10 protein-coding genes are annotated in these 15,432 nt (G+C 71.8%); 3 read left to right on the top strand and 7 right to left on the bottom strand.

The window, feature by feature from the left end; all coding sequences use genetic code 11:
- Positions 1-4 precede the first annotated feature (4 nt).
- Entirely contained in the window at positions 5-1,585 is a 1,581-nt protein-coding gene (gene guaA, locus G9272_RS27390) for a glutamine-hydrolyzing GMP synthase (RefSeq protein WP_171398984.1), read from the bottom strand.
- A 343-nt stretch (positions 1,586-1,928) separates the two neighbouring features.
- On the opposite strand from guaA, the gene G9272_RS27385 reads away from it, so the two are divergent.
- The 3 genes from G9272_RS27385 (at position 1,929) to G9272_RS27375 (ending at position 4,299) form a co-directional block, all read left to right on the top strand.
- Positions 1,929-2,210, top strand: a complete 282-nt coding sequence (locus tag G9272_RS27385) for a chorismate mutase (protein WP_171398983.1) — start codon at positions 1,929-1,931, stop codon at positions 2,208-2,210.
- A gap of 559 nt (positions 2,211-2,769) precedes the next feature.
- The gene (locus G9272_RS27380; RefSeq protein WP_216377834.1) at positions 2,770-3,108 is read left to right on the top strand and encodes a hypothetical protein; all 339 of its coding nucleotides are present in this window, start codon (positions 2,770-2,772) and stop codon (positions 3,106-3,108) included.
- A 159-nt stretch (positions 3,109-3,267) separates the two neighbouring features.
- Positions 3,268-4,299 carry an LPXTG cell wall anchor domain-containing protein gene (locus tag G9272_RS27375; RefSeq protein ID WP_171398982.1) on the top strand — a complete coding sequence of 344 codons (1,032 nt, stop codon included), beginning with the start codon at positions 3,268-3,270 and terminating at the stop codon, positions 4,297-4,299.
- Between the two features lie 103 nt (positions 4,300-4,402).
- On the opposite strand, the gene G9272_RS27370 is transcribed toward G9272_RS27375, so the two are convergent.
- From G9272_RS27370 to G9272_RS27345, 6 genes are all read right to left on the bottom strand, one after another.
- Positions 4,403-6,181 carry a GMC family oxidoreductase N-terminal domain-containing protein gene (locus G9272_RS27370; protein ID WP_171398981.1) on the bottom strand — a complete coding sequence of 593 codons (1,779 nt, stop codon included), beginning with the start codon at positions 6,179-6,181 and terminating at the stop codon, positions 4,403-4,405.
- 98 nt (positions 6,182-6,279) lie between these two features.
- Complete coding sequence (locus G9272_RS27365) at positions 6,280-7,923, bottom strand: succinic semialdehyde dehydrogenase (RefSeq protein ID WP_171398980.1); 1,644 nt, start codon at positions 7,921-7,923, stop codon at positions 6,280-6,282.
- A 122-nt stretch (positions 7,924-8,045) separates the two neighbouring features.
- Positions 8,046-9,926: a serine/threonine-protein kinase gene (locus G9272_RS27360; protein WP_171398979.1), complete on the bottom strand. Its 1,881-nt coding sequence runs from the start codon at positions 9,924-9,926 to the stop codon at positions 8,046-8,048.
- Positions 9,927-10,161: 235 nt separating this feature from the next.
- Positions 10,162-11,769 (bottom strand): serine/threonine-protein kinase, encoded by a 1,608-nt coding sequence (locus tag G9272_RS27355; protein WP_171398978.1) that lies wholly within the window; start codon positions 11,767-11,769, stop codon positions 10,162-10,164.
- A 92-nt stretch (positions 11,770-11,861) separates the two neighbouring features.
- Positions 11,862-13,514: a serine/threonine-protein kinase gene (locus G9272_RS27350; protein ID WP_171398977.1), complete on the bottom strand. Its 1,653-nt coding sequence runs from the start codon at positions 13,512-13,514 to the stop codon at positions 11,862-11,864.
- Positions 13,515-13,586: 72 nt separating this feature from the next.
- On the bottom strand, positions 13,587-15,287 hold the full coding sequence (locus G9272_RS27345; RefSeq protein WP_171398976.1) for a serine/threonine protein kinase: 1,701 nt from the start codon (positions 15,285-15,287) through the stop codon (positions 13,587-13,589).
- Positions 15,288-15,432 lie beyond the last annotated feature (145 nt).

Genomic DNA, 15,432 nt, shown 5'->3' with positions numbered 1-15,432 from the left:
AGGACTACTCCCACTCGATGGTGCCCGGCGGCTTCGAGGTCACGTCGACGACGACACGGTTGACGTCGCGCACCTCGTTGGTGATCCGGGTGGAGATCTTCGCCAGGACGTCGTACGGGAGGCGCGACCAGTCGGCGGTCATCGCGTCCTCGGAGGAGACCGGGCGCAGGACGATCGGGTGGCCGTAGGTGCGGCCGTCGCCCTGCACGCCGACGCTGCGGACGTCCGCGAGGAGGACCACCGGGCACTGCCAGATCTCACGGTCGAGACCGGCGGCCGTCAGCTCCTCGCGGGCGATCGCGTCGGCGTCGCGGAGCAGGTCGAGACGGTCCTTGGTGACCTCGCCGACGATCCGGATACCGAGGCCGGGCCCCGGGAACGGCTGGCGCTGGACGATCTCCTCCGGCAGGCCGAGCTCCTGGCCGACCATGCGGACCTCGTCCTTGAACAGCTTGCGCAGCGGCTCGATCAGCTGGAACTCGAGGTCCTCCGGCAGACCGCCCACGTTGTGGTGGGACTTGATGTTCGCGGTGCCGGTGCCGCCGCCGGACTCGACGACGTCCGGGTACAGCGTGCCCTGGACCAGGAACTCCACCGCCGGACCCGCGTCCGCGATGATCTCCGCCTGGGCCTGCTCGAAGACCCGGATGAACTCGCGGCCGATGATCTTCCGCTTCTCCTCGGGGTCCGAGACGCCCTTGAGGGCGGTGAGGAAGCGCTCCTCCGCGTCCACGACCTTCAGCTGAACGCCGGTCGCGGCCACGAAGTCCTTCTCGACCTGCTCGGTCTCGCCCTTGCGCATCAGACCGTGGTCGACGTACACGCAGGTCAGCTGGGAGCCGATGGCCTTCTGGACGAGGGCCGCGGCGACCGCCGAGTCCACGCCGCCGGAGAGGCCGCAGATGGCGCGCTTGTCGCCGACCTGCTCACGGATGGCCGCGACCTGCTCGTCGATGACGTTGCCGGTGGTCCAGTCCGGGGTGAGGCCCGCGCCGCGGTACAGGAAGTGCTCCAGCACCTGCTGGCCGTGCGTGGAGTGCATGACCTCGGGGTGGTACTGGACGCCGTACAGCTTCTTCTCGTCGTTCTCGAAGGCGGCGACCGGGACGACGTCCGTGGAGGCGCTGACGCTGAAGCCCTCGGGGGCGGCGGAGCAGGCGTCGCCGTGCGACATCCACACGGCCTGCTCGGCCGGGGTGCCCTCGAAGAGGGTGGAGGACGAGCGGGAGACGTGCAGCTCGGTGCGGCCGTACTCACGGGCGCCGGTGTTGTCGACCGTGCCGCCGAGGGTCTGCGCCATCAGCTGGAAGCCGTAGCACATGCCGAAGACGGGGACGCCGGCCTCGAAGAGCTCGCGGTCGAGGCGGGGGGCTCCCTCCTCGTACACGGACGAGGGGCCGCCGGAGAGGATGATGGCCGCCGGGTTCTTGGCGAGCATCTCCTGGACCGGCATGGTGCTCGGCACGATCTCGCTGTAGACCCGCGCCTCGCGGACTCGACGGGCGATGAGCTGGGCGTACTGCGCGCCGAAGTCGACGACCAGGACGGTGTCGGGGGCGGCGGCAGTAGGAGTCGCTGATGACACGGGGGCCTTCCGGCGGTGGGGCGGGGTCTCTGTGTAACCCGATTCTACCGAGGTGGACGTGGGACCGGTCCCGGCACCGGACCCACCCCCGGCGTCTCAGGATGCGAACCGCCTCGCGAACCGCCTTGGACCTCACCCGACGACCCTGCATACTGACCCCATGCTCACGCACCCGACCTTCGTCTTTACCTATGGCAACCGGCCCACCGGCTGCCATGGTCGTGCTGCTTGAGCAACTGACAAGCGACTTCCCAGGCGCCCCGGGCCGACAAGGCCCGGGGCGCCTGTCGTTTTTCCCGGGTCCTGCCGCTCCGGGGCACCCGTATCCACCACAGGAGCCCCCATGACCACCATCGACGTGACCGGCGCCCGCACCCCCGAGGCCGCCGACGTGATCACCGGCGCCCGTGAGCGCATCGACTCGCTCGACGACCGGATCATCGGTCTGATCCAGGAACGGATGGCCGTCTCCGCCGTCATCCAGGAAGCGCGGATCACCTCCGGCGGCCGGCGCGTGAATCTCTCCCGTGAGATGGAGATCCTCGGCCACTACAGGGACGCCCTCGGCAAGCCCGGTACGTCCCTGGCGATGACGCTGCTCGAACTGTGCCGGGGTCGCGTCTGAGGTCGGGCGTCAGTTCGCCCCCCTTCGGCCCTCTTCTCACCCGTACGGGCGCGTGACCGCCTCCCCGGCGCCTTCGTTGGTCCCGGTGTCCGTTCCAGCCAGGGGCGGGCCCGGAATAACCACGCGTGGCTCGCTGGAGCGATGAGGCGTACGGATCACGCCGTGCGCCGTGGGACCTCGCTCCGGACAAGTGACCGGACGGCAGGGGACAGCAGCCCGGTCACCCAAGAGAACGGCCGGCCTCGGGGACGCCCGAGGCCGAGCCGACCGGCGAAAAATGCAAAAATGCACAAGGGCTGGGTCAAACGGTTGCGGGCGCCGCGCTCATCCAGCACGATGCGTAGAAAGACCCCGAACAGCCCCAAGTCCCCCTCCGGCAACCACCTTCCGTGCGTTGCCCGCACTGCCAAAGGTCCAGGCCAGCGGCGCGACCCCCCGGCGCCGCTCCCAGGCACCGGCGCTGCCCTGACGCCGGTGCTGACGATAAAGAAGGGCCTCGCGGATCCGTCCCGCGGGGCCCTTCGTCATGCCCACGCGAGACTGCGCCGCCCGATGCGGAATGCCGCCTCACCAGAAGGTCGCTGGAGTCGGTGAGCCGGCCGACACCTTCTGCTCCGTCGCCGCGCCGCTCGCGGTGTCCGAGGACAGCCGTCACACGCCGGACGAGCTCGCCTCCGTCCTCACCGACCTCGCCGGACTGGCCGGGAAGGACGCCTCGGTGCTGCGCGCGTACGCGACGTCGCTCGAAGCCGGTGCCGGCACCTCCGCGTCGGTCGACGACACCGCCCGCAAGGCCTCGGTCACCAGGATCGAGCAGGAGTGCGGGACCGACGTGGGAGACCTTCTCGCGACGGACACAGAGGGGGACGCGGGCGCCGACGGGGGCTCGGAGGGCTGAGCGGAGGTCTCGGCTTCGGCAGGTGTGACGCGCGCCATATAAAGATCCTGTGAGCTGAATACAACTGTTCACAGCCGTCGCCTGTCACACCTACCGAACCAAGGCCCACTCCCACACCCCCATGCGGAAGGCCTCCCCACCAGATCCACCGAGGTCTCCATGAAGCTTCGCCGCACACTCGTCCTCGCAGCCGCGACGGCCGTCCTCGCGCCGCTCGCCCTGCTGTCCGCGCCCGCCGCCTTCGCGGAGGAGAGCGGTTCGCCGTCCGCGAGCGCGTCCGCGTCGGACGACACCTCCGCCTCGCCGTCCGGTTCGAGCGACGCGAGCGCGTCGGCCTCCGAGTCCGACACCTCGTCCCCGTCGGCCTCCGGGTCGCAGAGCGGGAGCGCCTCCAGCTCCCCGTCCGGCAGCTCGTCGCCTTCGGCGTCCGGCTCGGGCAAGGCCTCCGCGAGCCCGTCGGCGAGCGAGAGCGAGGACGGGTTCGACCCGTACACGGACTGCAAGTCCTTCGACCTGGACGAGAAGCTCACCGCCCAGATCAAGGGTCTGCCGAGCAAGATCGTCGCCGGTTCCGGCTGGCACGACTTCAAGTTCGTCGTCGAGAACGACTCCGACAAGGACCTGAAGAACGTGTACATCGACTCCTTCATGGAGTACGGCGACAACACGGACGAGTGGCTGTCCGAGGGCCTCGCCGTCATCCAGGTCAAGGAGGACGGCAAGTGGACCGACAGCTTCCAGGACTACTACGAGGACGAGAACGGCAAGCCGGTCAACCTCACGAGTTCCTTCGTGGGTCTGCTCGACTCCCTGGAGAAGGGTTCCTCCGCCACCCTCGACCTGCGACTGAAGGTCAAGTCCTCCGCGCCCGCGGGCTCCTCGCTCGCCTTCAGCGAGGCCGTCTACGCGGGCAAGGACTCCGCCTGCTACGGCAACGGTGACCTGTACGACATCGAGATCCTCGCCGCCGGCAGCTCCGCGGACGGTGTCGACGACGCCAAGCCGAACGGCGACAAGCCCACCGACGGCGCCAAGCCCCAGGGCAGCGCCAAGCCGATCAGCGGCAGCCTCGCCTCGACCGGTTCGAACTCCGCGCTGCCGATGATCGGACTCGTCGGCGGGGTCGCCGTGGTGGCCGGCGCCGGTGCGGTGTTCGCGGTCCGTCGCCGCAAGGTCGGCACGCACGCGTAACGCGTATCGAGACCAGCGAAGGGACCTGCGCTCGGAGGGGGGCGCAGGTCCCTTCGCCTATTGCCCGGTCGGATGGCCTACTGCTTCCGCCCGGGCGGATCGCCTACTGCTTGGGCGGGACGGTCGGCATTCCCAGGAACGGCAGGCGCAGTGCGCCGAACGCGTCCGCCGGCACCGCCGGGCTGACCGGCTCCACCGGCTTCAGCCGCTCGTATGCCGCGCCCTGCGTCGGACGCGGGTCCGTCTCGTCCTTGTTCGGCCAGTACGACATCGCGCGCTCGGCCTGGGCGGTGATGGTGAGCGACGGGTTCACGCCCAGGTTCGCCGAGACCGCGGCACCGTCGACGACCGAGATGCCGGGGTGGCCGTAGAGGCGGTGGTACGGGTCGATGACACCCGTCTCGCGCGAGTCGCCGATCGGACAGCCGCCGAGGAAGTGCGCGGTGAGCGGGGTGCCCATCAGCTCGCCCACGTTGGAGCCGGCGAAGCCGTTGATGTCGGCGGCGATCGCGGAGGCGGCCTCGGAAGCGGCCCTGATCTGCTTGGGGTTGGGGGCGCCATGACCCTGGCGTGCCGTCAGCAGGCCCCGGCCCACACCCGTCGGCTTCAGATACGTCGTCAGCGAGTTGTCCAGGGACTGCATCACCAGGCCGATGATGGTCCGCTCCGACCAGCGGCGGTTGGAGAGCGAGCGCAGGACGAGGAGCGGGTGGCGGGCCGCGTTCGCCAGCCAGCCGGCGACCCTCGACGAACCCTCCGCGTACGGCACTTGCAAGATCGACAGACCGCCCATCGAGTTGGAGCCCTTGCCGTAGCGGACCGGCTCGATGTGGGTGCTGTCGTCCGGGTGGACGGAGGAGGTGATGGCGACTCCGCGGGTGAAGTCCACCTTCGCCGCGCCCGTCACCTTGCGATAGCGGCGGTCGTCGGTCTGCGCGCCGACCAGCGCCTCCGAGTTGGTGCGGGTCAGCTCGCCCAACCGGTCGGAGAGGTAGGGGAGTTGACCGTTCGCCTTCATGCGGTGCAGCAGCGTCTGGGTGCCGTAGGTGCCCGCGGCGAGCACCACGCGGCGGGCCTTGAAGACCCTGCCCTTCGCCTTGCGGCGGCCGTCGGTGGGGAGCGTGGCGACCGCGTAGCCGCCCTGCGAGTCGTCCGTGACCGACACGACCGTCGTCAGCGGGTGCACGACCGCGCCGGCCTTCTCGGCCAGGTGGAGGTAGTTCTCGTTCAGGGTGTTCTTCGCGCCGTGCCGGCAGCCGGTCATGCACTCGCCGCACTCGGTACAGGCCTTGCGGGCCGGGCCGACGCCCCCGAAGTAAGGGTCGGCGACCTGCTCCCCCGGCTCGGCCTTCGCCGTCCCGTCGGCGTCCTCGCCGTCGCCGAAGAACACCCCGACCGGCGCCATGTGGAAGGTGTCGCCGACGCCCATCCGCTCCGCGGCCGCCTTCAGATGCACGTCGGAGGGGGTCGTCGTCGGGTTGAGCCGTACGCCCAGCATGCGGCGCGCCTGGTCGTAGTACGGCTTCAGCTCCTCCTGCCAGTCGGTGATGTCACGCCACTGGGGGTCGTCGAAGAAGGGCTTCGGCGGTACGTAGAGGGTGTTGGCGTAGTTGAGGGAGCCACCGCCCACGCCCGCGCCGGCCAGCACCATGACGTTGCCCAGCAGATGGATGCGCTGGATGCCGTACATGCCGAGCCTGGGAGCCCAGAGGTAGTTCTTCAGATCCCAGGAGTTCCTGGGCAGCGACTCCCGGGTGAAACGGCGGCCCGCCTCCAGGACACCGACTCGGTAGCCCTTCTCCGTCAGGCGCAGGGCGGTCACCGAGCCGCCGAAGCCGGAGCCGACGACGAGGACGTCGTAGTCGTAGGTGTCCTGGGGCACGTTTGCTCCTCTTTGAGTGTCCGTGCGGGTGGTACGTGGTTGCTCGCGCTCAGGCGCGCGGAGCCGTATGCGATACAGCCCCGCGCGCCCAAAAGCCCTTACCTGAACCGGAACGCCTTCATCAGCCTCAGACTCCGGCTCATGAACTCCGCGTACTTCTCGTCGTTCATGCCCAAGGCCGGAGCCATCGGGAGGAGGCGCTGCTGGGCCACCGTCTGGGCCTCGGTGTACTTGAGGATGCCCTCGGAGCCGTGGCGGCGGCCGAGACCGGAGTCCTTCATGCCACCCATCGGGGACTGGACGCTGCCGTAGGCCGGGGCGTAGCCCTCGTTGACGTTCACCGTGCCGGTGCGCAGGCGGGAGGCGACCTCCCGGCCGCGGCGGCCGTCCTTCGTCCACACCGACGAGTTCAGGCCGTACGGCGTGGAGTTGGCCTGCTCGACGGCCTCGTCGTCGGTCTTGAAGCGGTAGATCGAGACGACCGGGCCGAAGGTCTCCTCGGTGCAGACGGACATGGGTTCCGTCACTCCGTCGAGGATCGTCGGCTCGAAGAAGTACGGGCCGATGTCCGGGCGGGCGACCCCACCGGCGACGACCTTGGCGCCCTTGGCGACGGCTTCCTCCACGTGCCGGGTCACCGTCTCCAGCTGGCGCTCGCCCACCAGGGAGCCCATGTCGGCGCCGTACGCCAGGGAGGTGCCCAGCCGCATGGCCTTGGTGCGGGCGGCGAAGCGCTCCACGAAGGCGTCCGCGATCGACTCGTGGACGTACAGCCGCTCGATGGAGATGCAGAGCTGGCCCGCCGAGGAGAAGCAGGCGCGGACGGCGCCGGCCGCGGCCTTCTCGATGTCGGCGTCCTCGAGGACCAGCATGGCGTTCTTGCCACCGAGTTCGAGGGAGACACCGACGAGACGGGCGGCGGCGCCCTGGGCGACCTCGCGGCCGGTGCGGGTGGAGCCGGTGAAGGAGACGTAGTCGGCGTGCCGGACGACCTCCGGGCCGACGACGGGACCCTCGCCGAGGACGACCTGGAAGACCTCGGCGGGCAGACCCGCCTCGACGAGCAGGTCACGGGCCCAGAGAGCGGTCAGGCAGGTCTCCGTGTCCGGCTTCATCACGACCGCGTTGCCCGCGACGAACGCCGGCAGCGCGTCGCCGACCGACAGCTCCAGCGGGTAGTTCCAGGGGGCGATCTGGCCCACGACACCGCGCGGGTGGCGCAGTTCGGTGACCTTCGTCAGCGTCGGCATGGCGCCCGCGTGCCGCTTGGGGCGGAGGTAGGCGGGGGCCTTGCGGCCGTAGTGCCGGGCGGCGACGGCCACCGCCTGCACCTCTTCGTGGGCGTGCAGCCGGGCCTTGCCGGTCTCCAGCTGGATGAGGTCGAGCACCTCGGCCTGGCGCTCCAGCACCAGGTCGTGGAAGCGGAGCAGGACGGCGGCGCGTTCCCGCACGGGCGTCCGCTCCCAGACCGCCTGCGCCTTGCGAGCCGCCTCGAAGGCCTTCAGTACGTCGTCGGGCGTGGACTCGGGCAGGTCGGCCAGCTTCCCGCCGGTGAAGGGCGTGTGGTTGGCGGTACGGCCGGAGCCGGTCACCCCCTTGGTGAGCTGGGCGACCAGCTCCGGCGTGACCACGTCTTCGGCGGTACGGACGCCGGTGGGGGCGGGGGCGAGGGGGTTGGTACCGGTCGTGGTCTTCCCACTGATCTCGGTGCCGGTCTTTTCCGGGGCCTGCGAGTCCGTCATGAGGCGCAGGGTATGACGTGGGGAAGACTTTGGGTACCCGCCGGTAATACGGTTTCACCGACCGCACACATGGCGCCAGCGTTCACTGGCAACAAACCTGCTGATCAGGACGTTGTGCCCGGTCATTTACCGATCTCCAGGCGGTCGCGCGCCTCCTTGAACACCGCCGTGCCCTGCTTCTCCTCCGGCGTCCCCTTGGGCATGTCGACGCGCAGCTCGTACATGCGGGCGTCGGCGGTGAGGACGAACAGTTCCATGACACGGGTCGGGGTGGCGTCCAGACCGTAGGTGGTGTCGGCGAGGGCGGCCTCGTCGCCGTGGAAGCTGCTGCGGGTGGTCTGGGTGCGCGCGTCCAGGGCGTAGCCGTTCCAGGTCTCGTGCGCCTGGGCCGCCCTGGCCATCGGGGCGGCGGGCGCCTGGTCCCACAGGGTGAGGCGTACGTCGACCGAGCCCGCCGAGTAGACCACCAGGCGCGGCTGCTGGTCCGCGCCACCCTGCCGGGCCGACTGCCGGTACCGGCTCGGGAGGGAGAGGACGGCGTCCAGTCCGGCCTCGCGGTGAGCGACCCACCGCGCCCCCGTGACGGCGGAGGCGGACGGTTCCGTCGACGCCGAGCCGGCGTAGGTCACCGGCCGCTCCCCCGCTCCGCTGTCGGCCCCGCCGAGCCAGGCGCTGCCCCACCAGGTACCGCCGACGAGCAGCCCGCCGAGCACGGCCAGAACCGGCGAGCGACGCCTCAGTGACCGCCGGACGCGGCCCGCGCCGACCGACCCGGGCTCGGTGGCCGGGGCCGGGGCCGAGGCGGGAGCCGAGGCCGAGGCCGAGGCCGGGTCGGGCTGTGGTCCGGGGCGGTCGGTCGCCGTCGGCGGTGCGCTCGGTTGCGCCGGGTCCCGCCGCGCCGCCCCCACTCGCACCGTTCCCGCGTCCTCGCCGAACTCCTGTAAGGCCCGAACGTCCTGAGGCTCGGCCTCCTCCGCCTTCTCCTCGTCCTCCGTCTTCTCCTCTTCTGGCGCCTTAGCCGCTTCTTCCGCCCTCTCCGCCTTCTCCGCTTCTCCTGTCCTGTACTCCCCGTGCTCCCCGCGCTCCCCGCGCTCCACGGCCTCCGTGTCCTCCCCGCGCTCCCCGGCCGGGGCCGGGACCGGTCGGCCCTCTGTGACCGCCGCGAGGATCTCGGCGACCTCCGCCGGGTCGGGCCGCTGTACCGGGTCGCGTACCAGGAGCCGTACGACGAGCGGGCCGAGCGGGCCGGCCTGTTTGGGCTCCGGGGGGTCCGCGGCGATGATCGCGGCGAGCGTGGACTCCACCGTCGTACGGCGGAACGGGGACCAGCCCTCGACGGCCGCGTACAGCAGGACGCCCAGGGACCAGAGGTCGGAGGCGGGGCCGCCGCCCCGTCCGGACATCCGCTCGGGCGCGACGAACTCCAGCGAGCCGACGAACTCGCCGCTGACGGTGAGGGATTCCTCGCCCTGGATATGGGCGATGCCGAAGTCGGTGAGGACGACCCGGCCGTGAGGGCCGACCAGGACGTTGGCGGGCTTCACGTCCCGGTGGACGATGCCGACGGCGTGCGCGGCACGCAGGGCGCCCAGGACGGCGAGGCCGATCCGGGCGGCCTCGGCCGGCTCGAGGGGGCCGCGCTTCAGCACCTCGTGCAGGGACTCGCCGCGGACCAACTCCATGACGATCCAGGGGAGGCCGCCCTCGGCGTCGGCGCCCGTCCCCTCCTCCACCACGACGTCGTGGATGGCGACGGCGGAGGGGTGGTCGACGCGGGCGGCGGCCCTGGCCTCGCGGTGGAGGCGGTGGGCGGCCCGGCGGTGGAAGTCGTCCTCGGGATCACCGGGCAACCGGGGCTGCTTGACGGCGACCTCGCGTTCCATGAGTTCGTCGCGGGCCCGCCAGACGGTGCCCATCCCGCCGGAGCCGATACGTTCCAGCAGCCGGTAGCGCCCGCCCACCGTCCGGCTTTCGGCGCCGCCGGGGCCCCCGTCGTTGCTCATGCCTCCATGACTACCACGATCTCCGGCGCCCTCACCTGCCCAGGGCGAACCGTCCCGTTTCCAGCCGTCGCACCTCCACCGCGCCCTGCCCGGCGAAGCGCGCAGGTATCACCGACTCCCTGCCTTCCACTGCCCGTTCAAGGATCCCGGCACGCTGAGTCGTCGCGAGTCCGGGGTCGAGGCAGAAGCAGCTGCTGCACTCGGGCCGCCGTCTCGCACGCCCTCAGGTACCGGCCTAGAGCTTGTCGAGGTCCAGGTTGGCGATCGCGGTGCGGGCCACCTCGCGGCCCCGCGCCGTGAAGTCGCCCGCGCCCGGGTAGGCGATGGTGAGCCGGTACATGTCGCCGGCGGCGGACTTGTAGTAGAGGATCCGCAGCTCGCGCGGGCGGGGGTCCTGGGTGTCGTCGGTGGTGTAGCTGACGGTGTTCCCGGCGGCCTTCTGCTCGTGGAACGTGGTGTTGTCGTCGGGCTGGGTCTTCGGGGACTTCGGCATGTCGAGGTTGTAGCTGCCGTTCTCCTTGAAGTCGCCGTCGTCGGCGTACATCTCGGCTGCGGCGGACGCCTTGATCTCCTTGCCGGTGTCCTCCGCCTTGCGGGCCACCGACAGCACCACCGAGATGGCGCCGCTCGGGTCGGTGTAGCTGACCCAGTGGCTGTCGTCCGACTCCCGGTCGGGGAGGCCCTGCTTGTAGCTGTCGGGGACCGCCACCTTCGCGGTGACGTCCTTCACGTGGGGCGTCTTCCAGTCGTCGGGCAGCGGCCCGGCGAACGGGTCGGCGACCACCAGGTACGCCGTCACCGCCGCCGCGACGACCGCCGCGCCGAGCCCGGTCCACACCGCGCGGCCGAACCTGCGCCGGGCGCGCGGGACTTCGACCTGCCGCACGACCTGGGTGGGCTGAGGCGCGGGCGGGTTCGCGGCGGCCTCCAGCAGGGCCCGTACCCGTGCGGCGGCCGGGCGGCGCGCCGGGTCCTTCTCCAGCAGTCCGTTGACGGCCTCGGCGAGCGGACCCTGGGCGGCGGCGGGCGGCGCGGGCACCGCGTTGAGTACGGACTGGAGCGTGGCCGGGGTGTTGCTGCGGCGGAACGGCGAGACGCCCTCCGTCGCCGCGTACAGCACCACGCCCAGGGACCACAGGTCGGCGGCCGGGCCGGGTCGCTGGCCCAGCACCCGCTCGGGGGCGATGTACTCGGGCGAGCCGACGATGCCGCCGGTGTCGGTCAGGTTCGTCTCGCCCTCGATCTGGGCGATGCCGAAGTCCGTGAGGACGATCCGGTCGTGGCGGCCGAGGAGGATGTTGTCCGGCTTCACGTCCCGGTGCAGGATGCCCGCCGCGTGCGCGGCCTCCAGCGCGCCGAGCACCTCCAGGCCGACCCTGGCCGCCTCGCGAGCGCTGAGCGTGCCCTCCTGGAGGGCGTCGCCGAGCGAGCGTCCGTGGACCAGCTCCATCACGATCCACGGCCGGCCGTCGACGACCGCCACGTCGTGCACGTTCACCACGGCCGGGTGGTCCAGCCTGGCGGCGGCCCGCGCCTCGCGGCGCATCCGCTCGAACGCGTTGGCCCGTTCACGTTCGGGAAGGTGGTCCGGTACGCGGGGTTCCTTGACGGCGACCTCGCGGTCCACCGTCTCGTCCTTGGCGCGCCACACCGTGCCCATGCCGCCGTGCCCGAGCTTGGCGAGCAGCCGGTAGCGTCCCGCGATGAGCCGCCCGACGCCCGGCTCCTGCGGCGGGGCGACCTGGACGGGCACCGCGGCCTGCTGCGGCGCCGGCCTGGGCGGCTGGAGAACAAAACTCGTCGTCTCGTCGGCCTCGTGGCCGGCGCCCCCGTCGAAACTCATGGGTCCATCCATATCGCGCCAGGCAGGCCGGTATCCACCGGCGCCGCCCACCGGTCACAGACCCGTGACGCGCAACGTTCCTTATCTCCCGTTTAGGTCGATACGGCGAACGTGTCGACCGCGACGTCGAAGTACTCCCGCGCCTCCCGCACCTTCCCGACCGGCGCCGACACCCACACGTCGTACAGCAGCCCGCCCTCCTCCCAGCACAGGTCATACGTGTGCCGGGGCCCCTCCGCCGCGGTGAAACCGTTCCAGGTGAACTCCCAGAGGGCGGCGGGGCGCCCGCCGTGACCGGTCTCGGTGACCCGGCCGTCGTGGTAACCCGGGTTGGTGTCCGGGCCCTTGGCGGCGGCGGACTCCATCACGGCGAGCGGGCCGCCGGGTGGTGCGGCGGCGACCTTGATGCCGAGCCGGAAGACCTGCCCCGGGGACATGTAGAAGACCCGCTCGCCCTGCGGCAGGCGCGTGAAGTCCTCCGGCACGGCGAGCGAGAACCCGGCGGGATCCACCGCCACGCGGTAGCCGGAGGGGGCGGTGGGCGTACCGGGACGGTCGTCCGAGGCGGGGGAAGCGGACGGGGAGGGCCGGGACGACGTGGGTGACGTGCTGGAACCGGACGGGGAACGGGTGGCCGAGGGGGTCCCGGTGGGCGTGGGGCTCGTCGAGCCGCTCGCGGAGAACCCCGGCGCCGAACTCGTGGGTGTGCGCCCGCCGTCGCCGTCACCGTTCAGCAGCAGCGCCGCCGCCGACACGCCCGCCCCCGCCATCGCGGCGACCAGCAGCGCGGCCACGAGCACACCCCGCGTGGAGCGCTCCCGGGCCGGTGGCTCCCACCGCGGCCGGGGCAGGTCCGCCTGGGTCGGCGTGTACCCCGACGACACCGGCGTGGGCGTACACCCGGTGTCCAGGTAGGCGCGCAGCAGCCGCTCCGCCTCCGCGGCGCCCAGCCGCCGGTCCGGATCGCGCTCCAACAGCCCCCGCACGACGGGCAGCAGCGGCTCGGCCTGCGCGGGTGTCCGGATCTCGGCGAAGACGACGGCGTGCAGGATGCCGCCCAACGAGTCGCGCCGGAAGGGGGATTCGCCGCTCAGCGCCGTGCACAGCAGCGCGCCCAGCGACCACAGGTCGGCCTCCGCGCCGGTCCGCGTCCCGGACATCCGCTCCGGCGCGGTGTACTCGGGCGAGCCGACGAACGACCCGGTCTCGGTGAGCGTGGTGGCGCCCGCGACCTGCGCGATGCCGAAGTCGGTGAGGACGACGCGGTCGCTGTCGCCTTCGAGCAGGACGTTGGCGGGCTTGATGTCCCGGTGCAGGACCCCGGCCGCGTGCGCGGCGCGCAGGGCCCCGAGCAGGGCGATGCCGATCCGGGCCGCCTCGGCCGGCTCGATCGGACCCCGCGCGGCGATCCGGTCGGCGAGCGAGCCGCCGTCGATCAACTCCATCACGATGTACGGGCGTTCGCCGTCCTCGACGACGTCGTGCACGACGATGATGTGCGGGTGGCTCAACTGGGCCACCGCGCGGGCCTCGCGCAGTGTCCGGTCACGGCGGCCTCGCGCCTCCTCGTCGGAGAGCGTGTCGTCCCGGGTCAGCTCCTTGACGGCGACACGCCGTCCCAGCAGCTGGTCGGTGGCGCCCCACACGACCCCCATGCCCCCGCGCCCGAGCCTCGCGTCCAGCCGGTAACGGCCCGCGATGACCCGTACGCCGTCCCCGCTCCCCTCGGTCCCCTCGGTCCCCATGGGCTCATCATGCCCCACCGGACGTCACGCCTCCGGGGCGCCGTCCGGCCAACTACCGGGACGGGCGGAACTCTACGAAGTCGGCTCCCGCCAGCTCTGTAGTACGGACTTGAACTGCTTGGCCGCCTCGGTCCAGTCCTCGGCGGGCGAGGACATGTAGATCACGTACTCGGATCCGTCACGGGCCACGTACGTCTCCTCGATCGCGCGGCGCGGCCCGGGGAAGTCCGTGTCCTTCGCCAGCGCGGTCCAGGTGTACTCCCACTCGGAGCCGTCCCGGTCCCGGTAGACGTTCCTCTCCAGGGTGACCCGGTTGTAGGCGACCAGCCGCTTGAGCTGCTGCTCGAGGTCGACCTGGTGCGCGTACGGGTCGCTGAAGTCGGGGGACTTGTCGAGGGCGATACGGATGAAGTGCTCGCCGCCGTCGGGGGTGTAGTCGATCTGCTTGAGGTCGCCGTCGTCCTGGTACACCTCCCGCTCCCAGCCCTTGGGGAGCGAGAGCCCGAAGCCCAGCGGGTCGTTGATCTCCTGCCAGGAGTCGGCGCCCTGCTCGCCGGGGGTGCTCGTCCCTGCGGGGGTGCTCGGGCTCGGCGAGGTGGACGCGGACCCGCCGGTGTCCTGCCGCCCCTCGTCCCACTTCTGCCACGCCACCGCCGTACCCCCGCCGACCAGCGCGGCGAGGACGACCACGAGCGCCAGCACCCGACGACGGCGCCGAGGCGGCTGGGACTGCCGGGACGGCCGCGTGTCCGGGCCCCCACCGATGTGCGTCGGCCCCACGGCGGTCGCCGCGGTCACGGGGTGACCGGGTACGGGCGTCGCCGCCTCCGGCGCCACCGGAACGTACGCGGTGCCGGCCGTCGGGTGGGACAGCGGGTGCCCCGCGGGGTGGCGATCGCCCGAGGCCCGGTCGGGCCCTCCGTACTGCGTCGGCACGTACGCCTGCGCCCCGTCGGGGCGCCGGCCCTCTGCCGCCTCCGCGAGGAGCTGCTCGGTCTCGGCGGTGTCGGGACGGGTGGCCGGGTCCTTGCGCAGCAGGGCGGTGATGACGGGGCCGAGCGGGCCGGCGTACCCGGGGTCGGCGGCCTCCTCCTCGACGACGGCCTGAAGGGTGGTCAGCGGCGAGGTGCGCCGGAACGGCGACCGTCCCTCGACCGCCGTGTACAGCGTCGCGCCCAGCGCCCACAGGTCGGAGGACGGGCCGGGGTCCTGGCCGCGCACCCGCTCGGGGGCCAGGTAGTCGACCGAGCCGACGACCTCCCCGGTCCGGGTGATGGTGCTGTCGCCCTCGATCTGGGCGATGCCGAAGTCGGTGAGGAGGACCCGGCCGTCGTGCGAGAGCAGCACGTTGCCGGGTTTGACGTCACGGTGCAGGACTCCGGCGGAGTGCGCGGCGCGCAGGGCACGCAGCACCCACAGACCGATCCGGGCCGCCTCGGTGGGCTCGACCCGCCCGTCCTCCTTGACGGCGTCGGCCAGCGAGCGGCCCTCGACGAGCTCCATCACGATCCACGGGCGGCCGTCGTGCTCGAGCACGTCGTGCACGGTGACCACGGCGGAGTGGTTGATCCGCGCGGCCGCACGGGCCTCCGCCCTGGTCCGCGCCAGCAAAACGGCCTGGTCGCCCTCCGCGACATAGAGCGCCGCCGTCAACTCCTTGATGGCGACGGCCCGGTGGAGCAGCTCGTCGTGCGCACGCCACACCCGGCCCATACCGCCGCTCCCGATGGCGTCGGCGAGCCGGTAGCGACCCGCCAGGAGCAGGCCCTGCATCTGATTCACGTTGCCCCGCAATGCTCTTGACCTCGCCAGCCTAAAGACCGGGCAGCTCCCGGGGAACCGGCGGGGTGCCAAGGTGACAGCACTGTGACGGTTGTCGCTTCCACGGCCAGGAGTGAACCAAACGGAACCGGGGCGG

Origin of the sequence: Streptomyces asoensis, from assembly GCF_013085465.1 — a bacterium.
GTDB lineage: Bacteria > Actinomycetota > Actinomycetes > Streptomycetales > Streptomycetaceae > Streptomyces > Streptomyces cacaoi_A.
Note: the sequence above shows the minus strand (reverse complement) of the source record. Positions and strands in the feature narration are given on the sequence as shown.